The following is a 26453-nucleotide window of genomic DNA, read 5'->3' as shown; positions in this document are numbered from 1 at the left end:
GGACCGGCTCAGCGGTCGAGCTTCACGACCTTGCGCGCGCTGAGGTCGACGATCAGGGAGCGGGCGTCGATCCAGGGCCCGTTCTTGATCTTCGGGAAGAGCCGCACGCAGCGGTGTTCGCCGCACTTGTCGAGCGCGGCCGGCTGGGCGCCCTCAGTCGCGCGGTAGATCGCGCTGTTGAGCAGCAGCTGCTGCTCCGGGGAGGTGAGGTCCTCGCCGGTGGCGTCCTTGAAGTCCGCCTTCAGGCCGGCGCCGAGCGGGTCGGCGACGAGCAGCTGGAGCGCCTCGACGTTCTCGTCGTGGCTGAGCGGCGGCTGGACACCCTGCCGGGAGGTGGTGTGCTCGACCTTGCCGGTGTCGAGGTTGACGGTCCGGGTGAGGAGGCTGTCGTCCCGGTAGTCGTAGAACGTCACGTCCGCGCGGCGCGGCGCGTTCGTGGCGTCCAGTTCGTTCGCGTCCGGCTCGGCCAGGTCGACGCTGATCCGTTGCGGGCCGCGCCGGCCCTCGACGTTCTCCCCGGCGTTGAACATCTGCTGGGTCAGGGCGAGATGTTCGACACGTTTGATCTCGTCGTCGGTCAGCGGATCGCTGCCCGTGCCCTTCTTTCCCTCGGGCGGCGCCTGTTCCACCACGCCCGGCTTGACGGCATCCGTGCCCTGGCCCGCCTGCTGCGCGGCGACCGAGCCGGTCCCGTCGCTCCCTCCCGTGTCGTCCGCACCCGCCGTACCCGGCAGGGTGATCCCGACCATTACGGCGGTCCCCGCAACCGCCAGGCCGGCACCGGCCACCACTTTGCCCAGATGGCGGTGCACTGTCTTGCGCACATCTTCCCCCTACTCCCCCTTGGTCACAGGGAGTACGTGTTTGCCCCACTGGTTCGGCACACATCGCCACTTGGGCCACTGTGTGCACTGGTCGCCGGGTAAGAGGGACGTAAGTCATTTGGGGTTCCATTACTTTCGGGCAGACTCATGACCAAGGCGCCCCCGCGCGCAATACACACCTGGAAGAGTCGACTTCATGCAGGTCTGGCCTGGAGAGGCGTATCCGCTCGGTGCCACGTACGACGGCGCCGGGACCAACTTCGCGGTGTTCACGGAGACCGCGGACCGAGTGGAGCTGTGTCTACTGCACGACGATGGCTCCGAGACGGCGGTGGAGCTGCGCGAGAGCGACGCCTTCGTCCGGCACGCGTACCTGCCCGGGGTGATGCCCGGGCAGCGCTACGGCTTCAGAGCGCACGGCCCGTACGACCCCGGACGCGGTCTGCGCTGCAACTCGGCGAAGCTGCTGCTCGACCCCTACGCGAAGGCGGTCAGCGGGTCGGTGCGCTGGGGCGAGGAGGTGTACGGCTACCACTTCGGCGACCCCGACAAGCGCAACGATCTGGACTCGGCCCCGCACACCATGACGTCGGTCGTCATCAACCCGTACTTCGACTGGGGCGACGACCGGCGGCCGCGCACCGAGTACCACCACACGGTGATCTACGAGGCCCATGTGAAGGGCCTGACCATGCGCCACCCGGGGCTGCCCGAGGAGCTGCGCGGCACCTACGCGGGCCTCGCACACCCGGCGGTCATCGAACACCTGACGGAGCTGGGTGTCACGGCACTGGAGCTGATGCCGGTCCACCAGTTCGTCAACGACCACCGGCTGGTCGACATGGGCCTGAACAACTACTGGGGCTACAACACGATCGGTTTCTTCGCCCCGCACAACGCGTACGCCTCCTGGGGCGACCGCGGTCAGCAGGTCCTGGAGTTCAAGTCGGCGGTCCGGGCGCTCCACGAGGCCGGGATCGAGGTGATCCTGGACGTCGTCTACAACCACACCGCCGAGGGCAACCACCTGGGCCCGACGCTCTCCTTCCGGGGTCTGGACAATCCGTCGTACTACCGGCTGACGGACGACCCCCGCTATTACATGGACACGACCGGCACCGGGAACTCCCTGCTGATGCGGTCCCCGCACGTCCTCCAGATGATCATGGACTCGTTGCGGTACTGGGTCACCGAGATGCATGTCGACGGCTTCCGTTTCGACCTCGCGGCGACGCTGGCGAGGCAGTTCCACGAGGTGGACCGGCTGTCGTCGTTCTTCGACCTGGTGCAGCAGGACCCGGTGGTCTCCCAGGTGAAGCTGATCGCCGAGCCCTGGGACGTGGGCGAGGGCGGTTACCAGGTGGGCAACTTCCCGCCGCTGTGGACCGAGTGGAACGGCAAGTACCGCGACACCGTGCGCGACCTGTGGCGCGGCGAGCCACGCGCGCTCGCGGAGTTCGCCTCCCGGCTGACCGGATCCTCCGACCTCTACCAGGACGACGGCCGCCGCCCGCTGGCTTCCATCAACTTCGTGACCTGCCACGACGGGTTCACGCTGCACGACCTGGTGTCGTACAACGAGAAGCACAACGAGGCCAACGGCGAGGACAACCGGGACGGCGAGAGCCACAACCGCTCCTGGAACTGCGGGGTCGAGGGGCACACCGACGATCCCGCGGTCCTCGAACTGCGCGAACGGCAGATGCGGAACTTCATCGCCACGCTGATGCTCTCCCAGGGCGTGCCGATGATCGGCCACGGCGACGAGTTCGCGCGCACACAGCAGGGGAACAACAACGCGTACTGCCAGGACAACGAGCTGTCCTGGGTGGACTGGCCAGGCCCCGAGGAGGACAGCGACCTGCTGACCTTCACGCGGGCGATGGCACGGCTGCGCAAGGAGCACCCGGTCTTCCGGCGCCGCCGCTTCTTCCACGGCCGCCCGGTGGAGGGCACCCACGACGACCTCTCCGACATCGCCTGGTTCACTCCGGAGGGCCATGAGATGGCCCCGCAGGACTGGGGGGCGACTCAGGCGTCGGCCCTGACCGTGTTCCTCAACGGCAACGCGATCTCGGAACCGGGGCCGCGCGGGGAGCGGATCGCCGACGACTCCTTCCTGCTGATGTTCAACGCCTCGCCGGAACCGCTGGAGTTTCTGGTGCCGGTGAATCACGGCCGGCAGTGGGAGGTGGTGGTGGACACCGCCAGGGCCGAGGGGGTGCCATCGGGGCCGAAGGTGGACGGGGGCGCGCGGCTGACGTTGGTGGGGCGGAGCCTGACTGTTCTGAAGAGGCCCGCATAGAGAGCCGGCAGCGGGGCGGAGCCGGATCCGGTATGCGGCTCCGCCGCGCGGGCGCGACCAGGCGCCCACCGGCCCGCGCCGTGACACAAAACTCGACGAGACGGGTACTACGTCCGCATGACAGCCGAGCGAACCGCCTCCGCCGCGCCGACAGCCACCTACCGCCTTCAGATCCAGCCCAGCTTCCCATTCCCGGCCGCCGAGGCGTCCGTGCCGTACATCTCCTCCCTCGGCGTCTCCCATCTGCACCTCTCCCCCGTCCTGGAGGCCGTGCCGGGCTCCACGCACGGCTATGACGTCGTCGACCATGCGCGCGTGCGCGAGGAACTCGGCGGCGAGGAGGGACTGCGCGCGCTCGCGCGTACCGCGCGGGACCACGGTCTCGGTCTGGTCGTGGACATCGTGCCGAACCACATGGCCATGTCCCCCCGGCACAACCACGCCCTGTGGGAGGTCCTGCGGGAGGGCCCCAAGTCGCCGTACGCGCGCTGGTTCGACATCGACTGGGAGGCGCAGGGCGGGCAGCTGCTGGTGCCGGTGCTCGGCGGGCCGGTCGGCGAGGTGCTCGGGCAGCTCGTGGTCGACGGCGACGTGCTGCGCTATCACGAGCATGCCTTCCCGCTCCGGGAGGGCACCGCGGACCTGCCGCTGCCGGAGTTGCTGGACGCCCAGTGGTACCGCCCGGTGTGGTGGCGGCTGGCCCGGACCGAGCTGAACTACCGGCGGTTCTTCAGCATCTCGGAGCTGATCGGGGTGCGGGTGGAGGACCCCGAGGTGTTCGAAGCCACCCACGCCAAGATTCTCCAGCTGCTGCACGAGGGGGTGGTGGACGGGCTGCGCGTCGACCATCCCGACGGGCTCGCCGACCCCGGCGCCTATCTCGCGCGGCTGCACAAGGCGACCGGCGGGCGCTGGACGGTCGTGGAAAAGATCCTCGCCGACGGTGAACGGCTGCCGGCCGGCTGGCCGGTCGCGGGGACCACCGGGTACGACGCGCTGCGGCAGGTGGACGGCCTGTTCACGGATCCCGCGGGCGCCGGTGAACTGCTGGGCCAGTACCGGCGGTTCGCGGCCCCGCAGACGGACCGGGGCGGCGACTGGGAGGCGACCGTTCGGCGGGCGGCGTACAAGGTGCTCACGCACGAGCTGGCGGCCGAGACGGACCGGCTGACCCGGGTGGCAGCGCGCGTGTGCGCGACGTCGCCGGACCCCGCGCTGCGCGACCGGGCGCCCTGGGCGCTGCGCATCGCGCTGGAGGAGCTGCTGGTGCGGATGCGGGTGTACCGGCCGTACACCTCGGGCGACGCGGCCGCCGTGGTCACCGAGCGGGCGGCCGAGGAGTCCCGCTCGGCCTTCGTGGTGCCCGAGGAGGGCGGGGCGGTGGACGTGGTGCGCGGGCTGCTGCTGGCAGGGGACGACGCACCCGGGCCCGTGGAGTTCCGGACGCGGTTCGCGCAGACCTCCTCCGCGCTGCGGGCCAAGTCCGTGGAGGACACGGCGTTCTACCGCTATGTGCCGCTGCTGTCCGCGACCGAGGTGGGCGGTGATCCCGGCAGCCCGGGCGTCTCCCCCGACGGCTTCCACGCCTACTGCGCGCGCGTGCAGCACGACTGGCCGCTCACCGGGACGGTGGTGACGACACACGACACCAAGCGCAGCGCCGACGTGCGGGCGGCGCTGGCCGTGCTGACGGAGTGCCCGGAGCGCTGGGCGGACGTGCTGACCGAGGTGACCCGGGAGGGGGAGGGCGTCCCGGACGCGCAGCTGGCGTGGGCGGCCTGGCAGACGGTGTTCGGGCTCGGCCCGGCGGATCCCGAGCGGGTGCAGGAGGCGCTGCTGAAGCATGTGCGGGAGGCGGGCCTCTACACGAGCTGGACGGAGCAGGAGCCGCCCTACGAGGAGGCGGTGGCCTCGTTCGTCGCGGCGGGGCCGTGCGGGGCGTCAGGAGAGCGCGTGGCGGCCTTCCGCGCCTCGCTGGCGGCGCACGTCCGGGCGAACGTCCTCGGCACGGCTCTGGTCCATCTGACGATGCCGGGTGTGCCGGACGTCTACCAGAGCACGGAGGGCGAGTTCCGGGCGTTGGTCGACCCGGACAACCGGCGGCCGGTCTCCTTCCCGCCCGAGCACCCGGGCGAGAAGGACGCGGTGACGACGGCGGCGCTGCGGCTGCGGGCGCGGCGACCGGACGTCTTCGGCGATACGGCGACGTACGCGCCGCTGACGGCCGAGGGACCGGCCGCGGCGCACTGTCTGGCCTTCGCGCGCTCCGGGGAGGTGGTCACGGCGGTGACCCGGCTGTCGCTGCGACTGGCCGCGGCGGGCGGCTGGCGGGACACGGTCCTGCCGCTGCCGCCGGGCCGGTGGGCCGACGTACTGGCACCGCAGCGGGAGTTCACGGGCCACGCGCGCGTGGCCGAGCTTTTCGAGGGGCTGCCGGTGGCGCTGCTGGAGCGGGTGGACGACGGGCACTGAGGGCACTGAGGGCACTGAGGGTCATATTCACTCGTACGAGTGAATATGGGGCCGGGTCGGGGGGTTGCCGAAACTCGTCGGGCGCGTACCGCGTCCGTAAAGGCGCGCGGAGCCGTTCCGCGCCCCGTAATGACTTCGCAACCCCGTCGCTGTCAACCGCCTTGCCGGCTGACGGCTCATGCGCCTTGGCGCCCCCAGGAGCCTCCCCGGGAGGTTCTTGACAGTTCACCTATACCGTGCGGGACTGGGGAGAGCGAAGCAGGGCGGACAAGTCGGGGGTGAGTCTCCTGCCGGAGCTGCATTACCCCAGTGTTCCCGAACTGGTCGCGACCGCCCGGGCGTTGGCCGCTCATCGGCCCGGCCTGTGCACGTTGCGGGAGATCGGCGTCTCCCGCGCGGGCAGACCGCTGCACCTGCTGTCCGTGGGACACGCCCGGCGGGCGGTGCTGGTGGTCGCGGGCGCCCACGCCAACGAACCGACCGGGGGCGGCACCCTTCAAGTGCTCGCCGAACGGGTGCTGAACGAGCGGGACCTACGGGCGGAGACCTCCTGGCACTTCCTGCTGTGCGCGGACCCGGACGGGGCGAGCCTGCATGTCACCCCGGCACCGCGCAGCCTGCTCGACTACCACCACGGCTTCTACCGCCCGGCGGGCCCCGAACAGCCGGAGTGGTCGCCGTCGGTGCTGCCCCCGGACCGGCTGCCGCCCGAGACCCTGGCCCTGCTCGGGGTGATCGACGAACTGCGCCCCTACCTCCAGGTGACCCTGCACGGCACCGATCTGGGCGGCAGCTGGGTGCAGCTGACGAAGGACGTGCCCGGTCTCGCCGAACCGTTCGCCAAGTCCGCGGCGGAGCTGCACATCCCGGTGGAGACGGGCGCCTCGGACGCCGCGGGCTGGCCGGCGTCCGGTCCCGGGGTCCGGGTGATGCCCGGTCCCGGGTCGGGGGTGGCCTACCCGAGCATGCCGGACGACGCACGGCACAGCACCTGGTACCACGCGCACCGCTACGGCGGTCTCACGGCGGTGGTGGAGGTGCCGATGTGGGCGAGCGACCTGGTCGACGACCCGGCGCCGCACCCGGCGCCGGCGGCGGCGATGCGTCGGCTGGCGCTCCGGCTGCTGCGGGATTCGCGGGAGGTGGAGCGGGTGCTGGCCGAGGCGCTGCCCCGCCTGGACGGCCTGGACGGGCCGCTGCTGCGGGCGGCCCGCTGGGCGCTGGGGCTGATTCCCGGGCTGGCCGAGGACTGGATCCTCCGGCCGCCGATCGACACCACGAGGGCGTACGTCGGCAGTGTGGACGCCTTCGGGCGGCGGCTGCCGTTGCGGGCGGCGTCGATGCTGCTGCGGGTGCTGCGGGAGGCGGACGACCGCGCGGCGCAGCGGCTGGACGAGTTGGTGGCCTCCTGGTGCGACGCCTACGGGGAGCGCTTCCAGGCCCGCTGGGTGCCGTTGGAGCGCCAGGTGGAGCATCAGTCCCGGACGGTGCTGGCGGCCGCGCAGCACGCCCGTGAAAGGGCGGCGTGAGGTCCGTGAGGTCCGGGACCCGTCCCGGCGGATCACACCCTCGGGCCGCACGCCGCCCCGGGGGTCAGCTGTCGAGGGCGAAGACAGCGCCGGTCCGCACCGCCATCGCGCAGGAGTTGGCGAACGTCTCGCGGTACTGGATCGGCCGGCCGTTCCACACCCCGCGCGCCTGTGCGGTCACGGGGGCGTAGACCATCGGGCACATCGCGTCCTTGGCCGGGGAGATGCGCGCGATGTCACCGCCCACCGTGTCGAGCTCGGCGCAGGCCTCGGCCGCGCGGGAGTGCCCCTGGGGCGGGTCGCACAGCAGCAGCGTGCCGTGCGCGTCGCCGGACCGGCTCTCGCCCTTGGTGACGGTCAGGTACAGGTAGTCGCCGCTGCCGGTGGCGCCGGACGCGGCCTGGGCCGGGCCGGCGGCGAGGAGGGCGGCGGCCGCCAGCAGGGCGCCGCCGGTCACTGTCGCTTTGATCAGACAAGTCATTCCCTGTACATCGGCACGGCAGCCTCGGCGCCCCAGCCCGACTCACCCGAACGAGCACGCACGCGCGCGTGGCGGTGTGCGAGTTCGAAAGCGCTCAGGACCACACGTGTCTGGTACTCCGCCTGGCGTGCGACCGGGATCCAGCGTGCGTGGAAGGTCCGGTGGTAGTCGGCGCACCAGGTGTCGATCAGCCGGTCCAGGTCGGGCAGGGCACCGGCCGGGTCGTGGCCGGTGCCGCGCAGCAGCCGGTGCAGCAGCCCGGCGGTGCGCAGGACCAGCCGCCGCCCGGCGATCCGCAGGGCGGCCAGACGGGCGTTGCTGAGCGGGGGCAGCGGGCGGGCGCTGCCGGCGTCGGTGCCTGGGTCCCAGGTGTCGGCGAGGCCCGGGCAGACGAGCAGGTAGTCGTCCACCGGCGCGAGCAGCCGGGCCGCGTCCGGCGCGGCGGACAACCGGGGCCGGATCCGGGCCAGGACGTCCTCCAGGAGACCGGTGTCGTGCCGCAGGGTCCGGCTGACGGCGCGCAGCGCCGCGTTCCGGTCGGCGGGCGCTGCGTCGTCCTGGACGGCGGCCACGCCCCACATGGGCGCCTCGACGATGGCGGTGACGGTGCCGTGCCGGTACGGGTGGAACCAGGTGGACTCGACGGCCGCCTCGGTGATGGCGGCGGCCAGGTCGCCCCGGCGGGGCGGCGGCACCCGGTAGACGGCCGGGCCCAGGGTGGGCCAGTACAGGGCGTCGTAGGCACCGAGTTCGCGGGGGATGCCGAGCCGGCTCGCGGTGTGCGCGAGGCGCTGGGCGAGGCCGGGCAGGTCATGGGTCAGCTCCACGAAGCCACCGCCGACGTCGACGCCGTGCAGCGAGCACTGGAGGAAGGGCCGCAGCTCGTCCTGGAGGTCGAGCAGTGCCCGGGTCTCGGGCAGCGCGACGGCGTCGGCCCCGTCGGGCAGCCATTCGGGCTGCTCCAGGAAGCCGGGCCGGAAGAAGTTCCGGAAGTAGTGGCCCAGCGTGTACGGCCCGGCCAGCCAGCCCTCGTTGCGGCGCGAGCCGTCCGGGTCCAGGCACAGCAGCAGGTTCCAGGTGACGTCGGCGTCCTCGGTGAGCCGGGGGTCGGCGAGAACCCGGTCAGCCAGGCGGAGCACGGTGGCGCCGCCGACGGGTTCGTTGGCGTGCGGGCCGGCCACGACGAGGGCGTGCCGACTGCCGTGACCGATGGAAAGCAGCCACATCGGGTCGCCCGCGCGGGAGGTGCCGATCCGGCGCAGCCGGGCTTCCCGGGGGTGGTCGGCGACCAGCGCGGCCGCCCGCGAGGACAGCTCGTCCACGGACGGAAAGCGGTGGAGGGGCGGCAGGTCACACCTCCACGATGCTGTGCCGTCGGATCACATGATGTGCATGGGGTACGCACAGTCAGTCACGACTCGAGGGGTACGTCAACACCGTGGCGGAGAAACGTTTTTCAGCCACTGGGGAGTAGATGGGAACTCAATGGGCCGCGAGCCGGAAGGACACCCGGCCGAAGCCGACCTGGTCGCCTTCGCGGACGACGGCGGCTCCGATCACCCGGCGGCCGTTCACCGTCGTGCCGTTGGTGGAGCCGAGGTCCCTGAGCACCCACAGGCCGCCCTGCCGGTGGAGTTCGGCGTGCACCCGGGAGACCGTCTCGTGGTTGAGCCGCAGCCCGTTGGCGGGGTCGCGGCCGATGCGCAGCGGGTGCCCGGTGCCGGGGTGCGGCAGCAGCAGCTTGGGCAGCCGCTCGGCCTGCCAGGCCCGGCGCAGCCGCACCGTGAACCCGGAGACGGCCTCGACGGTGCCGAAGAGCACGCGCGCGAAGCGGTTCTCCTGGGGCAGGTCGGCGGTGAGCGCCGCGAGTTCGTCCGCGCGGCGGGCGGCGAGCGCCAACTCCATACGGCGCACGAACGTGTCGTGCGACAGCCGTCCCATGACGACGCCGTCGCGCAGCACACTCAGCGCCTTCTCGCGCTCCGCATCGGACAGCCGCGCGGGATAGGTGTTGAACTCGAAGGACGACGTCACGCTGCCGATTCTGGGTCAGCGAACCCCGGGTGTCCAGAAAACGGGGAAACGGCCGTCACGCGCGCGTACGTACGGCGACACCCGCCGACAAAGCCCAGATTCAGAGCGGATTGATCTCTTTTCACGGCACGATGGACGGACTACCTCACGATGAGCCAGACGAAGGGGAACCGTCCGTGCAGTTCGAGGTGTGGGCACCGCAGGCAGACCGTGTGACGCTCCATTGCGACGGCGTCACGAGCGCGTTGGAGCGCGATCCGCGGCGGCCGGGCTGGTGGGCCGGGGAGGCGGACGCCGAGGACGGCACCCGCTACGGGTTCGCGCTGGACGACGGCCCCGTGCTGCCCGACCCGCGCTCGCGCCGCCAGCCGGACGGGCCCGACGGACTCAGCGCGGTCGTCGACCACGACCGGTACGCGTGGCGTGCCGCGTGGCCGGGACGCACGCTGCCGGGCGCGCTGCTCTACGAGTTGCACGTGGGCACGTACACCCCCGAGGGCACCCTGGACGCGGCCGCCGGGCGCCTGGACCATCTACGGGAACTGGGTGTGACCCACGTGGAGTTGATGCCCCTCTGCCCGTTCCCGGGTCGGCACGGCTGGGGGTACGAGGGGGTCTCGCTGTGGGCGGTGCACGAGCCGTACGGCGGCCCCGAGGCGCTGAAACGGTTTGTCGACCGGGCGCACGAACTCGGGCTCGGGGTCGTCCTGGACGTGGTCCACAACCACCTCGGCCCGTCGGGCAACTACCTGCCCGCGTTCGGGCCGTACTTCACGGAGACGCACCACACGCCCTGGGGTGCGGCGGTCAACCTGGACGCGCCCGGTTCGGACGAGGTGCGCGCGTACCTGGTGGGCAGCGCGCTGGCCTGGCTGCGCGACTACCGGATCGACGGGCTGCGCCTGGACGCGGTGCACGCGCTGTGCGACACGCGCGCGTGCCACTTCCTGGAGGAGCTGTCGTCGGCCGTGGCCGGCCTGGCGGCCGAGTCGGGACGGCCGTTGTTCCTCGTCGGCGAGTCCGACCTGAACGACCCACGTGTCATCACCGCGCGCGCGGAGCACGGTTTCGGCCTGGACACACAGTGGAACGACGACTTCCACCACGCCCTGCACACCGCGCTGACCGGGGAGTCCCAGGGGTACTACGCCGACTTCGCGCGCACTCCCCTCGCCGCCGTCGCCAAGACCCTCACCGGCGGTTACTTCCACGACGGCACGTACTCCAGCTTCCGGGGCCGCCACCACGGCCGGCCGCTGGACCGGGCGCGGGTGGCCGGGCACCGGCTGCTCGGCTACACCCAGACCCACGACCAGGTCGGCAACCGCGCCCAGGGCGACCGGCTTTCCGCCACCCTCTCCCCCGGCCTGCTGGCCTGTGCCGCCACGCTGACGCTCACGGCGCCCTTCACACCGATGCTGTTCATGGGTGAGGAGTGGGCGGCGGGCACCCCCTGGCAGTTCTTCACCGACCACACGGACCCGGATCTGGCGGAGGCCGTACGGCGCGGCAGGCGACGGGAGTTCGCGGCGCACGGGTGGGCCGAGGAGGACGTACCCGATCCGCAGGACCCGGCGACCCGGGAGCGGTCCTGCCTGGACTGGTCGGAGCCGGAACGCGAGCCGCACGCGCGCGTGCTGGCCTGGTACCGCCGGCTGATCGCCCTGCGCCACGAGCAGCCGGACCTCACCGACCCCGACCTCGCCGACACCAAGGTGGCCTACGACGAGGAGGCACGCTGGCTGGCGTTCCGGCGCGGTGACGTGCGGGTCGCGGTGAACCTGGGCAAGGAACCGGCCGCCATCCCGCTGGGCACCGGCCGGGTGGAGGTCCTGGCCGCGTGGGACGCAGTGACGGCACCGGACGCGAACGGGCTGCTGCGGGTGCCGGGCGAGTCGTGCGTGGTGCTGACCCGGGCGTGAGCACGCGCGCGTGCCCTACGGCTCATCGTCCGTGGCGTCCTCCCGGAAGTCCGACACGCGCTCCAGGAGGATCGCCTCCCAGGCGCGCAGGAGTTGGACGCGCAGCAGGGGCAGAGGGCCGTCGTCGCGGCCTTCGAGGCGATCGGTGAGGCGGATGACGGTGTCGCACCGGGCGAGCCACAGGCCGCGCAGGCAGGGGCGGGCGCCGTAGCCGGCGAGGGTGGCCGCACGGACGGCCGCTCCGGAGCCGACCGCGAGGGCGAGCCCGGCGATGTCCTCGGCGGGGTCGCCCACGGCCGCGTCGGTCCAGCCGAGGACACCGCGCACCCTGCCGTCGGCGCTGACCACCAGGTGCTCGCTCTTGAGGTCGTGGTGGACCAGTACGGCCGTACCGGGCTGGGCGGTGAGCTGGGCGGCGCCCGGCGAGGTGAAGTGGAACAGGGGCGCGGGGTCGAACTCGTCGGCGATGGCGAGGCGTTCGGCGGCGGGCACGGCCATCCGGCGCAGCGCCTCCAGGGAACGCGGCGGGGTGCGCGGCACACCGAGCGTCTCGGCCTGCCGTACGGGCACCTCGCGCAGCCCGGTGAGCAGTCCGGCCAGATCGGCCTCGCCGACCGCGGACACTTCGTGCTCCTCGGCCGTACCGCCGGGGATCGCGGTGTCGAGCGTGTAGGTCAGCCCCGGCGCCCACTCGCCGTGCGCGATGCCGGCCGGGACGGCGACGGACAGGTGTGGGCGTACCAGGTCGCGCAGGCGCAGTTCGCGGCGCTGGCGCGCGGACGCCTCGCGGTCGGGTGCGAGGCGCAGCACGTAGCGGGTGCCGACCCACCAGGTGAAGTGCTCACCGCCCTCCGCGACGGGCCGGATGTCGGGGCCCGAGGTTCCGGTCGCGCTCTCCTTGAGCAGCGAACGGACCAGTCGGCGGACGGTGTCCGCGGTGGGTGTCGGTGCCTGGGTCATGGATCGCGCCGTTGCCGTTCGGGGTGGGGTAGGGGCGAGAGGGTGCGCCCGGGGCCGGTCGGTCAGCCCACTATGACCATCTCGCGGGTGGTGTTGTTGAAACGACGGCCGCCCTCCTCGGTCACCGTGACGATGTCCTCGATGCGTACCCCGAAGCGGCCGGGCAGATAGATGCCCGGCTCCACGGAGAAGCACATCCCCGGCACGAGCGGCTGCTCCTCGCCCTCGATCATGTACGGCGGCTCGTGCGTGGTGACGCCGATGCCGTGGCCGGTGCGGTGGATGAAGAACTCGCCGTATCCGGCGTCGGTGATGACCGCGCGGGCGGCCCGGTCGACCTCCTGGCAGGCGGCGCCGGGGTGTACGGCCCGGAAGCCGGCCTCCTGGGCGGCGCGCACGATGTCGTGCACCTCGCGTTCCTCGGCGGTCGGCGGGCCCACGTGCACCGTGCGGGTGGTGTCGGAGCCGTAGCCGTCCTTGAGGCCGCCGAAGTCGAGGACGACCATGTCGCCGTCCTGGATGACACGGTCGCCGACCTCGTGGTGCGGGTTGGCGCCGTTGGGGCCGGAGCCGACGATGGTGAAGTCGACCTGGTCATGGCCGAAGCGGCGCAGCAGGTCGGCCAGGTCGCGGCCGACGTCGGACTCGCGGCGGCCGGCGAAGGGAACCTTGCGGATCTCCTCGAACGTTGCGTCGGCAGCCGCTCCGGCGGCGGCGAGGAGTTCGAGCTCGGCCGGGTCCTTCACGGCGCGGAGCATGGGCAGCGCGTCGGTGAGGGAGGCGTAGGAGGTGTCCGGGAGCGTCTTCTGCAGGCCCAGCAGGTGCATGGCCCAGGCGTTGTCGCTGACACCGAAGCGGCCCGCGTGGGCGAGCAGGCCGGCGGTGACGGCGTAGGGGTCGGTGCCGTCGGTCCAGTCCCGCAGGTTCAGGGCGGCCGCGCCGTCGGCCTTCTCGGCGTCGGGGGCCTCCAGGGTGGGGACGACGAGGACGGGGTCCTTGCCGGGGGCCAGGACGAGGAGGGTGAGCCGTTCGGTGACCGCGGTGGGCGTGTAACCGGTGAGCCACACCATGTCGGGTCCGGGGGCGATCAGCAGGCCGGCGAGTCCGGCGTCGGCCGCGGTGTGCGCCGCGCGTGTCATACGGGCCCGGTAGTCGTCGGCGGTGAAGGGCGCGGGTGTGGTGCCGGTCATCCGGGCCTCCCGGTGCGGGTGAGGGGACTGTAGGGGCCTCGGTGAGCATCCTGCCGGGTGCGGCGTGGCGGCGCGAGCCGGTTTGGGGTTCTTTCAGGTCACCACGCCCGGCACCACCGTCAACTGCTGGTACCCCCCGCTCGCGTGCCGCACCGTGAGCTTGGCCTCCTTCCCCGGGTGGGCCTCGGCCACCGCTCGGGCCAGGTCCGCGGCGCTGTCGATCCGGGTGCCGCCGAGCTGGAGCAGTACGTCGCCCCTGACCAGACCCGCCGTGTAGCCCGGCCCCGGCACATGCACGCCCACCACCATTGCGCCCACCTTCTCGGCGTCCACCGCCTCCACGCCCAGGGTCGCGGCGGCCGTCCGCGAGGGGCCGGCGGTGGCGGACGGGGTGGGCCTGGGCGGCTTCGGTGAAGCATGGCGTTGCAGTTCGGCGAGTCTGCTCATGCCGATCACCGTGGCGCCGACCGTGCCGAGTCCGACCCCGGACAGCACCAGGACCGTGCTGACGACCAGGCCGAACAGCAGGGACCTGACCCGGCGGCCGCGCCGGCGCGCGGCGTGCGGGCGCCGGGCCGGCCCGGGTTCGGGGCCGTCCCGGCGTTCCTGACCGGGGATCGGCTTGGGACGCAAAGCGGTCTGTTCCATGGTTCGCCTCCAGCCGCAGCTCTACCCGGCGCACGCGGGCGCGACGAGCCACGAACGAGTGAGACTGACCGTGGGTCAAGGGCGGGAAGCCTCAGGCCCCGCCTGCACCTTGGGCCCCGTCGAGAAGGGCCGCCACAAGGTCCGCCGCCGCTCCTGCGGGCGTACCGCCGTACACCAGTTCCACCCGGTGGACGAGCCGGGGTGCGGTGACGGGGATGGCGACCGTGCCGGGGATGTCGGTGGCCGTGCGCCGGGGCAGCAGGGTGAGGCCGTGGCCGGTGGCGGTGAGGCTGGTGAGGGTGCGGACGTCGGAGCCGTCGTAGCGCAGGGCCGGCCGGAAGGCGCCGCCGCCCGTCGCGGCGCGCAGTTGAGCGAGGGGCAGGGCCGCGTCGGGCGCGTCGAGCCAGCGCGCGTCGGCCAGGTCGGCGAGGCGCAGGCCCGGGCGGCCGGCGAGGGGGTGTCCGGCGGGGAGCAGGACGGCGACGGATTCCTCGCCGACGCCGTGCGTGGTCAGCGGGGCCACGTCGGGCACGCGCAGGGGGTCGCTGGGGGCGGCCAGACCGTCGAGCAGGCCCAGGTCGGCGGCGCCGGTGGCGACGGCGGCCGGGATGTCGTCGCGGGCCAGGACACGCAGGGTGACACCCGCGGCGGGGAGTGCGGCGAGAACGGCGGGACCGAGCGCGGTAGGGGTGGCGGCGAGGGTGAGGCCGGGCGCGGGGGCGGCGGCCATCCGTACGACGTCCGCGCGGGCCGCCTCCAGGCGCAGCAGCAGCGGGCCTGCGTGGTCCAGGAGCCGTTCGCCGGCCGGCGTGGGGAACACCGGGCGGCGGGTGAGCAGGGGTGCGCCGAGGTCCTGTTCGAGGGCGGCGATGTGCTGTGAGACCGCGGACTGGGTGTATCCCAGCTTGCGCGCGGCCTCCGAGAAGGAGGCGAGGCGGGCCACGGTGACGTACGTGCGCAGGAGGTGCGGATCCATGCCGTACAGGATGGCATCAGCGGCACTTATCAAGAGTGCGTCAATCATCGTTGGACGTGAACCGGAGCGGGCGCCCAGGATGAGCGCATGACGAACTCCGCAGCTCGGACCGCCAGGGTCGCCCTGGTCGGCGACCGCTCCCCCAACGTCGTGTCGCACACCCGGATCCCCCTCCTCCTCGACGCGCTCGCCGAACGCGACCGGCTGGTCCTGGACGCCTACTGGATCCCGTCCGAGGACGCCGAGGCCGAGGACGCGGTGCGCGGCTTCGACGCCGTGTGGGTGCTGCCGGGCAGCCCGTACCGCAGCGAGGCCGGGGTCCTGAGGGCGATCCGCACCGCCCGCGAGGAGGGCATCCCCTTCCTGGGCACCTGTGGGGGCTTCCAGCACGCGCTCCTCGAATACGCCCGCGACGTCTGCGGCCTGACCGGGGTCGCGCATGCCGAGAACGACCCGGACGCCGAGGATCTCCTGGTCGAGCCGCTGGCCTGCTCGCTGGTGGGTCATGAGGCGGCGGTGAGCGTCGAGCCTGGCACGCTGGCCGAGTCGGCGATCGGCTCGGGCCGCACGGTCGAGCGGTACTTCTGCTCCTACGGCCCCTCACGCCACCTCGACACCCTGCGCGCCCACGGGCTGCGGCTGTCGGGCCACGACGAGGACGGTCACGTCCGGGTCGCCGAACTGCCCGGTCACCCCTTCTTTCTGGCCACGCTCTTCCAGCCGGAGCTGTCGGGTGACGGCTCGCACCCGCATCCGGTGGTCGTCGCCCTGGCCCGGGCCGCGGTCGCCCACGCCGAGGAGAGGGTGCGAGCGTCGGCGTAGGCCCCTGCGCGAGCGAGCCGGTGTGCGTGGCGGGCGGCACGGCCGGTGCGGACCTCCCGGAAGAGGCCCGCGCCGCCACCGGAGGCGATACGCGCGTCAGCTGATGGGAAGCGCCGGGGCGAGCGGGGGACGGTCCGGCAGGAAACCGTGGGCCCGGCGGGCGAGGTGGTCCGCCTTGTAACGGTCCACTTGTCCATGCCAGTTCAGGATTCCGGCCATCCAGTTCTGCAGGTCGCGGACATAGGCGTCCATGGCCTCGCGGGCCTCGGTCGACAGCTCGAAGTCGTCGTAGACGACCGGGAGTTCACTCGCGACGACATGCTCGAACTGCTGCATCCGCTGGGTCATCAGGTCGTGCACGACGCGGAGCCCGGTCGGGTAGTCGACGCCGAAGAAGTTCTGGACGACGAGGATCGCGTTGTGGAACTCGCCCTCGTACTGGATCTCCTTCTGGTAGGAGAAGACGTCGTTGACGAGCATGCCGTAGTCGATTGCGGCGTTCTCCAGGGAGCGGACCGGGCCGCTGCGGTAGACCTCCGCGGGGATCGCGGGGCCGTTGCCGCGGCGGGCCAGGCTCAGGGTGAGGTCGGCGCCGAAGGTGGCCCGGCGCATCTCCAGGTAGTCCACGGGGTCGGGGATACGGTGCTGGAGCTGGTTGGACATCTCCCAGAGCCAGCTCTCGGTCATCGCGTCGACGGACTGTCTGAGAGCGAGCAGGTCTTCGGGGCTCATCCCGACGGTGGTGCGGGCCCACAGGTCGATCAGGCCTCGCTCCATGGCGGTGGCCGGCACGGGGACGGGCTCGTCGGCCAGTGGCATGCAGGCGGAGAGGCGGGCCGTCGCGAGCCGGGCGCCGGCCAGGTCGCGCCGGGTGCCGAAGACCAGAGGGTAGTAGTCGTCCCCGTAGGTGCCCCAGGCCAGCCAGTCGGCGCTGAGGTCGAGTTCCTCGGGGGTGGCGTCGGGGTCGAGACCGGCGGAGCAGAGCGCCAGGTCGGAGGCGGCGAGCTTGTCCTCGTCCCAGACACCCTCGGCGAGCATGCCAGTGCCGCGCGCCCAGGCGGTCAGCCTGGAGCGGGCGGCGTCGAGGTGCGGGCTGAGCTCGACCTCGTAGGGCATGTGGAAGTCGGGCAGGAGGGAGGGCCCGACCTGCTGGAAGGGCACATGGGAGTAGGCCCGAAGGCGCTCCGCGGCGGCCGCGGCGAGCAGGGCGCCGACGTCGGCGGCCGAGGTGCCGGGGCCGGTGAGGTGCTGCCAGGGGGAGGACGCGCTGGCGCCCTGGTTCATGTAGCGGCTGGAGCGCATGTGCCATTCGTGGCCGCCCGACTGCCAGTCCTGCAGGCCCTTGGTGTACGCGGCGATCGCGGCGGCCTGGTCGGGGGTGAGGCCCTTCTCGACGGCGAGGGCGGGCACTTCGGTGAGGGCGGTGTGCTCGAACTGGTGGAGGCGGGAGGTGAGGATGTCGTTGACCGTGTCGGCGGCCTCCTGGGTGGTGCAGTCGAAGAAGGTCTCCAGGACCAGCACGCCGTTGCTGTTCTCGCCCTCGTCCTCCACCTCGCGCTGGTAGGAGAACAGGTCGTTGCGCAGATGGACGGCGTCGGCGAAGGTCTCCATCAGCACCCGCAGCGGCCGCGTCCCGGCGGCGACCGCGGGCACCTCGGCCGTCGCGTACTCGACGAGCCCTGCCGACCAGGGGGCGCCGCCGACCTTGCGGCGCATCTCGATGTACTCGACGGGGTTGGCGATCCGCCCCTCGTTGATGTTGGACAGTTCCCACATCGACTCGTTCAGCAGATGCTCGGTGGCGACCGAGAAGCGCCGGCGCCAGTCGACTGACATCGACGGCACCGTGCGCGCCCACAGGTCGGCGAGGCCCGCTTCGACCGGGTTCTGCGGTTCCGGCACGGGTGTCGCGAGGTCGAGCGGCATGAACAGCGGAAGACGGTCGAGATGGGCCTTGCCGGCGGCGCGGTCCTGGGTGCGCTTGTACATGTCGAGGAAGTGGTCGTCGAAGAAGAACACCCACACGTACCAGTCGGTGATCAGCGAGAGGGCGGGACCGTCGCAGTCGGGGTGGGTGTAGCTGCACAGCAGGCCGTAGTCGTGTGCCTCCAGGTCGGCCTGGGTCCAGATCCCGGAACCCTCCAGCATGCCCATCCCACGGGCCCACTCGGTGGAATGGGCCCGTGCCCCCTCCAGATGCGGGTTGAGCCGCGCGGGGTACGGCATGTAGAAGTGCGGGAGTTCGAACGGCTGCATCATGGCCGGGCCCTACCCGTGCGCTCCAACGGCCATCCGCGGCGCGGCACATGATCACACCATCGCGTGAACCGGAGCGGAATCCGGGAACTTCGGCCGCCCTTTGTGGCGTCCGCCGCTCACCCCTCGCACCTCGGCCCCGCCTCCGCACCCTGCCGGGGTGCTCAACCGGCGGAGGTGCCGAACCACTCGGTTCGTGGCGTCTACCGCCCAGCGCTCACCGCCCCCCGTCCTCGCCCCAGGCCCCGCCGCCGCACCCCGACCGGGTGCTCGAACAGCCGCCCCGCCGGACCACTTGGGCAGCAGACCCGCCCTCGCCCGGGACCCCGAACCGGCCGAGTGCGAGCTGGAGATGTTCTTCTTCCTGCTCACGATCGCCGGCAACGACACCGTGCGCTCGGCCGCCCCCGGCGGGCTCCTCGCACTGGCCGAACATCCGGATGCATACGCCGTGTTGCGGACCGGGAAGGTGCCCGCCGACACCGCCGTGGACGAGTTGCTGCGCCGGCATCCGCCGGTGCCGACCTTCCGCCGGACCGCCACGCGGGACACCGAGCTGGGCGGGCGGCGCATCAGGGAGGGTGACAAGGTGGTCGTCCTGCACGCGTCGGCCAACCGTGACGAGCGGGCCTTCGCCGCCCCCGACCGGCTCGACCTCGGCCGTACGCCGAACCCGCTGCTGTCCTTCGGGGACGGGCCGCACATCTGCCTGGGCGCCCACTTCGCTCGGCTCCAACTGCGCACGCTCTACACGGAGGCGCCACTCCTGGAGCCGGCCGGGCCCGCCGAACGGCTGGTCTCCAACTTCGTCAACGGGCTCAAGTCGCTTCCGACGGGCGTGGGTTGACCTGGATCAGGGCGTGGGTACCGGCCGTGCGCCAGCGCTGTCCCTCGGCCGCGTCCAGGGCCGCCACGGTGTCCGCGGACAGGCCGGTGATCACATCGGACTTGAGGGTGCGCAACGCGGCCACCGGACCCGGGAACCAGGCGGTGACCTCGGCGAAGGGCGTGGTCGGCGGCCAGAGCCGGTCGGCCACCAGACGGCGGTAGTTGAGGTCGCCCTTGAAGATCGTGAGGGCGGCCGACGCGAACTCTGCGCGCAGGTCCCCGGGCATCTCGGCGTACGGCAGCGGGGCGCAGGAGAAGGGGTGGGCGCGCACGGTGAGCCGGCCGTCCGACATCGCCGACCAGAGGGTGCGGCCGTACCCGGCGGCCGTACCCGGTGCGGCGGTGAGCCTGCGCAGGGCATCGAGGACGTCGGCAGTCGTGGCGTCGGAGACGTAGTAGGGATACGGCTTGATGTGCAGGACGGCACGGTCGGCGCGGCCGGTGTCCAGGAGGTGGGCGATCAGCAGCAGGTCGGGGACGAGTTCGCGGCCCGCGTTGTCGGCGACGAGGCACAGGGTGCCGCCCCGGAGCAACCGCAACAGCTCGGCGCTGTCGTCGGCCAGCAGGGCGGAGACGGCCTCCCCCGACTCGGCGGAGAGGCGAAAGCCCAGGTCGGCGCGGTTACCCCAGAGGGAGCCGTGCAGCAGGGCACGGTCCGGGTCGTCGTCGAGGGCGTCGAGCGCGGCCAGTTCCTCGTCGGTCTCCTTGGCTTCGAGTTCGGCGAGCTTGAAGGGGCGGAAGGGGTCGATGCCCTGCCAGGGGCCGGGGCCGAAGTAGCCTACGGCGACCAGGAGTCGGCGGTAGAAGTAGCTCTCGGACCACAGCCACGGCACGTCGAACCAGGACTGTCCGGTGTAGGTGTCCAGGCCCCAGCCGCGCCACCGGTCGTCGTCGGGAAGGGGTTCGATCACGCCTTCGGTGCAGTTGTGCAGCAGCGCGTCGAGGGCGCGGCGCTGTTCGGGGCCGTAGGGGAAGGCGTCGCGCACCTGACGGATGATCGCGGGGTGCCGTTCGGCCAGCACGCTGTGCGGGAACGGGCCGGTGGTGCCGAGGATCACGGGTGCGGCGGCGGAGTCGGGCATGGGCGCCACGCTATCGCGTGGGCCGCCCGGCTCCGCCGAACCGACGGCGCCTGTCACGCGGTTCTGATCTCGCGCTCCAACTGGGTGGCGAGGGTCATGTAACGGGCGCGCCGGTGTACCGGGACCAGGCCGCGGATCGTCAGATACCACATCTCCGCGCCCCTGCGCGGCAGTCGTCCCACCGGCTCCAGGTTGCGGCCGGCGACCCGGGTGCCGACGAAGAAGCAGACCAGGGAGTGGGCGACCGCGCCGACGTCTATGTCGGGGTGGACGTCGGACTCCTTGACCGCGCCCAGGAGTTTGCGTGTGGCGAACTCCAGCCACTCCGTGAACGGATGCCGGAGCGGCGGCGGCACGCTGACGTCCGCGGTGGCGAGTCGCAGTCCGGCGCGCGGGATCGGGCCGTCGACGGAGAGCCGGGCGATCGCGAACGTGGTGCGCATCAGGGTCTCGAGCGAGGAGTAGCCGCGACTGTCCATCTCCTTCACCAACTGGCTGGAGGTGCGGGACTGGAGCTCCATGATGGCGTGCGCCAAGTCCTCCTTGGCGGCGAAGTGGAAGTAGAGCGCCCCCTTGGTGACTTTCGCGTGTTCGACGATCTCACTCAGACTGGTGGATTCGTAGCCGCGCCGGTCGAAGAGGTCGGCGGCGGCCGTGATGATCGTGGCACGGGTCTGCTCCGCGCGTAACTGCCTCGCCATCGACTCAACACTCCTCACGGCTCCAAACCGACGGGGCATGCGGTTTGTTTTTACCCCGTGCACACGATAGCTCACCGTGCGGCAACGGGAGGCAAAGTGTGCGGACCTGGTGACGGACACGTACAAGTCGCGGGCGTGGCCGCGGGATCAGCGCCCACACTGCACAAACGCACGAGATCAGAACGCGCCCCTCCCTCGTGTTCGTGCCGGTTTCCGGAGGCGGTGCGGGCGACCGGGCACCCACCGGCGAGCGCCACGATACGAGCCGGACGGTTGGTTCTCAACGGCGCTTGCGGCGTCCACAAAACGGACGACGCGGTCGGTGCCGTACACATCACCCGGCGCTGTGATCAACCGCAGTGAACAGTGCGCGTCCCATTCCCGTACTCACCTCAGCAGACCCCGTACCCGCGCCTGCCGAGGAGACGTCCCGATGACCCGGACGACCGCCCGTCTGACGGGAGCCGCCGTCGCGGCTCCGCTGCTGCTCCTGTCGTGTGCGGCATCCGCCCAGGCGCACGGCGCGCCCACCGACCCCGTCAGCCGGGTGTACGCCTGCTCCCCCAGCGGCGGCAGCGCGGCGACGGCGGCCTGCAAGGCGGCGATCGCGGCGAGCGGGCAGAACTTCGTGGCGTGGGACAACCTGCGGGTGGCGGGGGTCAACGGCCGTGACCGGCAGGTGATTCCGGACGGCAGGCTGTGCAGCGGCAACCTGCCGGCGTACAAGGGACTCGACCTGGCGCGCACGGACTGGCCCGCGACCCGGTTGACCCCGGGCGCCCGGATGACGATGACGTACGCCTCGACGATCGCGCACGCCGGTACGTTCAAGCTGTATCTGACGAAGCAGGGGTACGACCCGGCGAAGCCGCTGAAGTGGGCCGAGTTGCCCGCGCAGCCCTTCGCCGAGTTCAAGGACCCGCCGTTGACGAACGGGGCCTACCACTTCAGCGCGACGCTGCCGGCCGACCGGACGGGACGTCAGATGCTGTACACGATCTGGCAGAACAGCAGCACGACGGACACCTATTACTCGTGTTCCGACGTGGCGTTCACGGCGGAGAAGGACGGCGGAACGACGGTGAGCACGCGGCCGCGGACAACCCCCACGCCGTCTCCGAGCACTCCTGCGAATGCAACTCCCGCTGCATCCAATAGCGTTACCGCCTCAACACGGCAGACGGCGACGGCGGCCCCGGTCTCCCCAAAGACCGGAACCGCCGCCGACAGCACTCCCGTGGCCTCCGACACGACCTCGGGCTCGGACCCGTCGGCGCCACTGCTGGCGGGCGGCGCCGCCACGGTGCTGGTACTCACCGGGGGCGCCGCCCTGGCGTTGCGTCTGCGTCGACGCTGATCGCCTTTGCGCAGACGTCAGTTGACGTAGACGGTGGCGCCGTTGTCGGTGACCGGGGCGTACTTGGCGGTGAAGTAACCGGCCGAGAAGCAGAGCGAGGAGCCGGAGGTCTTCGTGAACGCCTGGTTGGTGAAGTTGATGCTGTTGTCGGTGTTGCTCGACGTACCGGTCAGGCTGGGTGCCTGGTAGACGCAGGTGATGCTACCCAGCAGGGTCTTCAGCTTGACGGTGGTCTGGATCGTGGAGCCACTCGCCGGGGTGACGGTGAGCGTGCCGTCCGAGGCGACCGTGGTGGTGTACGGCAGGTTGTCGACGGTGATGCTGGTGACGCCGGTGACACCGAGGACGTTGCTGGTGCAACTGCTGGCGTCGAAGGTGTGCCCGCTGACCGACTCGGTGGCGGTGCCGGGGGCGGCCGGGTTGTCGGTGACCGCGGCGGTGAAGACCGAGGACTTGCACGACACACCACTGGTGCCGGTGGCGCTGGAGTAGAGGGTGGCGCTGGTACCGGTGGCCAGCGGCGCGCTGAGGACGTCGCCGACGGCGACGGCGGTGCCGCCGGCGCTGCCGGTGGTGAGCACAGCGCCGTCGGCCGAGGCCGGAACGGTGGCGGCGGCCGAGAGGGCGACGACGGTGCCGGCGAGGGCGAGGAGGGATCGCGTACGCATGCGGGTTGCCTCTTTCCTTGGGGGACTTGCGTGAGGTGAGGTGGGGGTTCAGGTGGGGGCGCACAGGGCGCCGGCCGTTGCCGGCCCGTGACGCCTTCTCCGTACGTGACGGACCGGCAACGGCAGCGGAGCCGGACACCGGCCGAAAGCCTGGGGGGGTTAGGCCTCCGGCCGGGCCGGTTGAGGGCGTGCGGGCACGGCCCCTGGGGGAAGCGACCATGCCGACGCCGTGAGCGGAGCGGTGATCGAAGAGGCCGGGAAGCGGCCGATGCCGCTCGGCGGATCCGGCGCCACGGATCCGAAGGAAACCAGGGAGATTTGTAGACCTGATCAGCCGTCAACGTCAAGGCAGATCAAGGGAGTTGATTAACCGATCAAGGGAGTTCGAGGCCAGAACACAATTGACGCATAGTCAACACCCTTTTTTCACAACTGCCTTGACCCTGAAATGTAACCGCCGGTAACTTGCGACTTGGCTACTGCTGCGTAACGAGAAAGCCCTTGCGTCCGCCGGGAGTTGTGAGGAGGCGTGCGCGGCAGCCGCTGTCCGCGCCAGGACAACGTGCCACTGAAGCCCAACCCGCGTGACTACTGCATGGGAGCAGACATGGCCTCGTCCCCGGACGTTCCGTCCGCCGACAACACGCCTGAGAACCCGGGAAGCGGTTCTCTTTCCGACACACCAGACACCACCGGGGCCACCGGAGGGGGGCAGAGACGGGGACGGGTCCGCGCGCGCCGGGCCGCGGTGATGGCGGTGCCGGCCACCCTGGCCGCCGCCGGCCTCGCGGTCTTCACCGCGCAGGGTGTGCTGGGGGTGCAGTTCGCCATCTCCGGCATGCCGTTCGTGGTCACCGCCGACCGGCTCGACGGCACCGGCTTCGAGCAGTTCGGTGGCCTCGACAACATGATCCCGAACAGCCCCAACGCCGGTGACACCGGCGGCCAGGAGCTGGTCGTCACGTCGGTGGTGAAGAACGGCACGCTCACCAACATGTGCCAGAGCGTCGACCTCGGCGGCATCCAGCTCCTCCTCAAGGCAGGTGGCGGCTCCAAGCCGGTGTCCGTGTCGAACCTGGCGATCGACTCCGACGACATCAAGGGCGACGCCACGTTCAACAACATCGAGATCGGCCGCGACGCCAGCACCTTCGACAAGGCGGGCGTCCAGGGCCCGAAGGGCGTCTACGGCCAGCAGGCCGACGGTGTCGTCATCGACAACCTCTACCAGCGCAACTACGCCGCCACCGCGGCCGTCTTCAAGCTGCCCAACCTGCACATGTCCTTCAGCGGCGACGGTTGCGACTGATGACCGACTCGGGGACCCGGAGAGCGCGGTTCGGGCGGTGGCGGGGGCAGCGGCCCTTCCTGGGCGGCGTGCTGCTCGCACTGGCCGGTGCCGAGATCCTGGTGACCATGAAGGCACCCCTTCCGGTCATCCTGCACATCGGTATGCAGGGCCTGGCGGGATATCTGCTGCCGACCCTGATGATCGTCTGCGGCCTGCTCATCGTCTTCAACCCGGCCCAGCGCCTCTTCTACTCCATCCTCGGCATCCTGCTCTCCCTGGGGACCTGGCTCACCTCGAACCTCGGCGGTTTCATGGTCGGCCTGCTGCTCGGAGCCGTCGGCAGCTGCATCACCTTCGGGTGGCTGCCGGACCAGGAGCCGAGGGTGGGCCGACGCAAGCGGCGTAAGGCTGCGCGGGCTGCCGCGCAGGGCTTCGGGGATGGTGCGGAAGCGGTGTGAAGCCGCGGGAGAGGCGGGCCGGTGGGTTTCGGTCCGCCTCTTTTCCATGTGCGCGTTTTCGTTGCCCTCTCTCGAAGAGTTCGCCTGAACAGGTGACTTGGGAACTTCTTTGCCGTTCTTGTGAGTTCATCGGGCAGCCGGACGGCGTGTGGCCGTTCGGGGTGTGAGTGATGAGTGCGGCGAAGGAGCGGCGGCTTCATGGTGTTCAAACGGCTGCTGGGAGCGATCGGGGTCGGTGGGCCCTCGGTGGACACGGTGCTGGACGGTGGCGCGGTGGTGCCCGGCGGGGTGTTGTCGGGGCGGGTGTGGCTGAAGGGCGGCTCGGCGACGGTGGAGGTCGAGCACATCGGGCTTGAGCTGCTCGCGCGTGTCGAGGTGGAGCACGAGGAGGGGGAGAGCGAGGGCGCGGTCGTCTTCGAGCGGTTCACCGTGGGCGGCGGGTTCCGGCTCGGTGAAGAAGAGGAGCGCGAGGTGCCGTTCAGTGTGCCGCTGCCGTGGGAGACGCCGGTCACCGAGTTGTACGGGCAGCCGCTCGGCATCGTGCTCGGGGTGTGTACGGAGGTCGGGGTGGCCGGCGCCCGGGACAAGGGCGACCTGGACCCGCTCACCGTCCGGCCGCTGCCCGTTCAGGAGGCGGTCCTGGAGAGCCTCGGACAGCTGGGGTGCGGCTTCCGCTCGGCGGATCTGGAGCGCGGCCGGATCGGCGGCACGGGTCAGCGGCTGCCGTTCTATCAGGAGGTCGAGCTGACGCCGGCGCCGCAGTACGCACACGCGGTCAACGAGATCGAGCTGACGTTTCTCGCCTCCCCCGCCGGTCTGGAGGTCGTCCTGGAGGCGGACAAGCGCGGCGGGCTGTTCTCCTCCGGGCATGACGCACTGACCCGCTTCACGGTGCGCCACGAGGACGCCCACGCGCTGGACTGGAACAGCGAGGTCGATGGCTGGATCCGCCAGTTGATCACCCACCGCGAGGCCTACGGCGCCCACGCGGCGTACGGCCACGGCGAGCACCACGACGGCCACCACCACTCCGGACCGGGCCTGGGCACGGCGGTCGCCGCCGGTGCGGCGGGTCTCGCGCTGGGCGTGGTCGGCGGAATGGTGGCGGCCGAGGTGGTCGACGAGATCGGGGACTTCTTCGAGGGGGACGAGGACTAGAGGAGACGAGGACCAGGGGGTGTCCGTCAGCTCGTGGTGACGGTCGGCTCGGCGGTCGCCCCGGGGCCCGGCTGCGGCGCAGGGGCCGCGGCCGGCTCCGCCGCCATCTGTACCGACGTCGGCTCCACCGGCGCCGTCGCGTCGTCCGTCTTCATCGCCTTCGCCTCGCTCTTGAGGATGCGCATCGACTTGCCCAGGGCCCGGGCGGTGTCGGGCAGCTTCCGGGAGCCGAAGAGCACGATGAACACGATCGCGACGACCAGCAGATGCCAGGGTTCGAGTCCGTTGCGGAGCATGACCGCCCCCTCCCTTTCTCACGTTGTTCCCTACCGGCGGAGGGTGCTTCATGCGCCCGGCCGGGCAGCGACGATTGCTACATTGCGCAACTGTACAACCCGGGCTGGCCGGAGATCCTCCGACCCGGCCCCGCG

22 protein-coding genes and 1 pseudogene are annotated in these 26453 nt (G+C 71.6%); 10 read left to right on the top strand and 13 right to left on the bottom strand.

Annotated elements, in window-relative coordinates; all coding sequences use genetic code 11:
* Positions 1–8: 8 nt before the first annotated feature.
* Positions 9–824 carry a Tat pathway signal sequence domain protein gene (locus ACZ7OO_RS34535; protein ID WP_471510986.1) on the bottom strand — a complete coding sequence of 272 codons (816 nt, stop codon included), beginning with the start codon at positions 822–824 and terminating at the stop codon, positions 9–11.
* A 196-nt stretch (positions 825–1020) separates the two neighbouring features.
* On the opposite strand from ACZ7OO_RS34535, the gene glgX reads away from it, so the two are divergent.
* From glgX to ACZ7OO_RS34520, 3 genes are all read left to right on the top strand, one after another.
* The gene (glgX, locus tag ACZ7OO_RS34530; RefSeq protein WP_471510984.1) at positions 1021–3129 is read left to right on the top strand and encodes a glycogen debranching protein GlgX; all 2109 of its coding nucleotides are present in this window, start codon (positions 1021–1023) and stop codon (positions 3127–3129) included.
* A gap of 117 nt (positions 3130–3246) precedes the next feature.
* On the top strand, positions 3247–5601 hold the full coding sequence (gene treY / locus ACZ7OO_RS34525) for a malto-oligosyltrehalose synthase (RefSeq protein WP_471510982.1): 2355 nt from the start codon (positions 3247–3249) through the stop codon (positions 5599–5601).
* A 278-nt stretch (positions 5602–5879) separates the two neighbouring features.
* Entirely contained in the window at positions 5880–7130 is a 1251-nt protein-coding gene (locus ACZ7OO_RS34520) for a M14 family zinc carboxypeptidase (protein WP_471510980.1), read from the top strand.
* A gap of 64 nt (positions 7131–7194) precedes the next feature.
* Here ACZ7OO_RS34520 and ACZ7OO_RS34515 read toward each other — a convergent pair whose 3' ends face one another.
* The 3 genes from ACZ7OO_RS34515 to ACZ7OO_RS34505 all read right to left on the bottom strand — a co-directional run bounded on the left by ACZ7OO_RS34515 (position 7195) and on the right by ACZ7OO_RS34505 (position 9645).
* Complete coding sequence (locus ACZ7OO_RS34515; RefSeq protein WP_471510978.1) at positions 7195–7611, bottom strand: SSI family serine proteinase inhibitor; 417 nt, start codon at positions 7609–7611, stop codon at positions 7195–7197.
* The gene (locus tag ACZ7OO_RS34510; RefSeq protein ID WP_471510976.1) at positions 7608–8933 is read right to left on the bottom strand and encodes a M14 family zinc carboxypeptidase; all 1326 of its coding nucleotides are present in this window, start codon (positions 8931–8933) and stop codon (positions 7608–7610) included. Before ACZ7OO_RS34510 ends, ACZ7OO_RS34515 begins: the two co-directional genes overlap by 4 nt.
* Positions 8934–9093: 160 nt before the next feature.
* Positions 9094–9645 carry a DUF1707 and FHA domain-containing protein gene (locus tag ACZ7OO_RS34505; RefSeq protein ID WP_352224786.1) on the bottom strand — a complete coding sequence of 184 codons (552 nt, stop codon included), beginning with the start codon at positions 9643–9645 and terminating at the stop codon, positions 9094–9096.
* 176 nt (positions 9646–9821) lie between these two features.
* Between ACZ7OO_RS34505 and treZ the strand changes: the two genes are divergently transcribed.
* Positions 9822–11567, top strand: a complete 1746-nt coding sequence (treZ, locus tag ACZ7OO_RS34500) for a malto-oligosyltrehalose trehalohydrolase (RefSeq protein WP_471510974.1) — start codon at positions 9822–9824, stop codon at positions 11565–11567.
* 15 nt (positions 11568–11582) lie between these two features.
* Here the strand turns inward: treZ and ACZ7OO_RS34495 are convergent, their stop codons facing one another.
* From ACZ7OO_RS34495 to ACZ7OO_RS34480, 4 genes are all read right to left on the bottom strand, one after another.
* Complete coding sequence (locus ACZ7OO_RS34495; RefSeq protein ID WP_471510972.1) at positions 11583–12527, bottom strand: aminoglycoside phosphotransferase family protein; 945 nt, start codon at positions 12525–12527, stop codon at positions 11583–11585.
* Positions 12528–12589: 62 nt separating this feature from the next.
* Positions 12590–13717 carry an aminopeptidase P family protein gene (locus ACZ7OO_RS34490; RefSeq protein ID WP_471510970.1) on the bottom strand — a complete coding sequence of 376 codons (1128 nt, stop codon included), beginning with the start codon at positions 13715–13717 and terminating at the stop codon, positions 12590–12592.
* A gap of 93 nt (positions 13718–13810) precedes the next feature.
* The gene (locus ACZ7OO_RS34485) at positions 13811–14365 is read right to left on the bottom strand and encodes a PDZ domain-containing protein (protein ID WP_471510968.1); all 555 of its coding nucleotides are present in this window, start codon (positions 14363–14365) and stop codon (positions 13811–13813) included.
* A gap of 91 nt (positions 14366–14456) precedes the next feature.
* On the bottom strand, positions 14457–15341 hold the full coding sequence (locus tag ACZ7OO_RS34480) for a LysR family transcriptional regulator (RefSeq protein ID WP_471510966.1): 885 nt from the start codon (positions 15339–15341) through the stop codon (positions 14457–14459).
* Between the two features lie 87 nt (positions 15342–15428).
* Between ACZ7OO_RS34480 and ACZ7OO_RS34475 the strand changes: the two genes are divergently transcribed.
* Positions 15429–16163, top strand: a complete 735-nt coding sequence (locus tag ACZ7OO_RS34475) for a CTP synthase C-terminal region-related (seleno)protein (RefSeq protein WP_471510964.1) — start codon at positions 15429–15431, stop codon at positions 16161–16163.
* Between the two features lie 96 nt (positions 16164–16259).
* On the opposite strand, the gene cyc2 is transcribed toward ACZ7OO_RS34475, so the two are convergent.
* Positions 16260–18422 carry a germacradienol/geosmin synthase Cyc2 gene (cyc2, locus tag ACZ7OO_RS34470; RefSeq protein ID WP_471510962.1) on the bottom strand — a complete coding sequence of 721 codons (2163 nt, stop codon included), beginning with the start codon at positions 18420–18422 and terminating at the stop codon, positions 16260–16262.
* Positions 18423–18732: 310 nt separating this feature from the next.
* Here cyc2 and ACZ7OO_RS34465 point away from each other — a divergent pair.
* A pseudogene (locus ACZ7OO_RS34465) lies at positions 18733–19266 on the top strand (cytochrome P450); the annotation flags it as partial.
* On the opposite strand, the gene ACZ7OO_RS34460 reads toward ACZ7OO_RS34465, so the two are convergent.
* On the bottom strand, positions 19238–20389 hold the full coding sequence (locus tag ACZ7OO_RS34460) for a damage-control phosphatase ARMT1 family protein (RefSeq protein WP_471510960.1): 1152 nt from the start codon (positions 20387–20389) through the stop codon (positions 19238–19240). The pseudogene ACZ7OO_RS34465 and the gene ACZ7OO_RS34460 sit on opposite strands and share 29 nt — an antisense overlap.
* 53 nt (positions 20390–20442) lie before the next feature.
* On the bottom strand, positions 20443–21090 hold the full coding sequence (locus ACZ7OO_RS34455; protein ID WP_471510958.1) for a ScbR family autoregulator-binding transcription factor: 648 nt from the start codon (positions 21088–21090) through the stop codon (positions 20443–20445).
* A gap of 433 nt (positions 21091–21523) precedes the next feature.
* Here ACZ7OO_RS34455 and ACZ7OO_RS34450 point away from each other — a divergent pair, with 433 nt between their 5' ends.
* The gene (locus ACZ7OO_RS34450; protein ID WP_471510957.1) at positions 21524–22447 is read left to right on the top strand and encodes a lytic polysaccharide monooxygenase auxiliary activity family 9 protein; all 924 of its coding nucleotides are present in this window, start codon (positions 21524–21526) and stop codon (positions 22445–22447) included.
* A 17-nt stretch (positions 22448–22464) separates the two neighbouring features.
* Here ACZ7OO_RS34450 and ACZ7OO_RS34445 read toward each other — a convergent pair whose 3' ends face one another.
* Entirely contained in the window at positions 22465–23115 is a 651-nt protein-coding gene (locus tag ACZ7OO_RS34445) for a Tat pathway signal sequence domain protein (RefSeq protein ID WP_471510955.1), read from the bottom strand.
* Positions 23116–23722: 607 nt separating this feature from the next.
* Here ACZ7OO_RS34445 and ACZ7OO_RS34440 point away from each other — a divergent pair.
* The 3 genes from ACZ7OO_RS34440 (at position 23723) to ACZ7OO_RS34430 (ending at position 26022) form a co-directional block, all read left to right on the top strand.
* Positions 23723–24424: a DUF6230 family protein gene (locus ACZ7OO_RS34440; protein ID WP_471510953.1), complete on the top strand. Its 702-nt coding sequence runs from the start codon at positions 23723–23725 to the stop codon at positions 24422–24424.
* The gene (locus ACZ7OO_RS34435; protein ID WP_471510951.1) at positions 24424–24864 is read left to right on the top strand and encodes a DUF6114 domain-containing protein; all 441 of its coding nucleotides are present in this window, start codon (positions 24424–24426) and stop codon (positions 24862–24864) included. The genes ACZ7OO_RS34440 and ACZ7OO_RS34435 overlap by 1 nt, the downstream gene beginning before the upstream one ends.
* Positions 24865–25062: 198 nt before the next feature.
* On the top strand, positions 25063–26022 hold the full coding sequence (locus ACZ7OO_RS34430; RefSeq protein WP_471510949.1) for a sporulation protein: 960 nt from the start codon (positions 25063–25065) through the stop codon (positions 26020–26022).
* A gap of 26 nt (positions 26023–26048) precedes the next feature.
* Here the strand turns inward: ACZ7OO_RS34430 and tatA are convergent, their stop codons facing one another.
* Positions 26049–26318: a Sec-independent protein translocase subunit TatA gene (gene tatA / locus ACZ7OO_RS34425; protein ID WP_471510947.1), complete on the bottom strand. Its 270-nt coding sequence runs from the start codon at positions 26316–26318 to the stop codon at positions 26049–26051.
* Between the last annotated feature and the right edge of the window lie 135 nt (positions 26319–26453).

The sequence above is a fragment of the Streptomyces sp. NPDC111744 genome (assembly GCF_055634995.1).
This window is presented reverse-complemented; position numbering and strand designations above follow the sequence as displayed.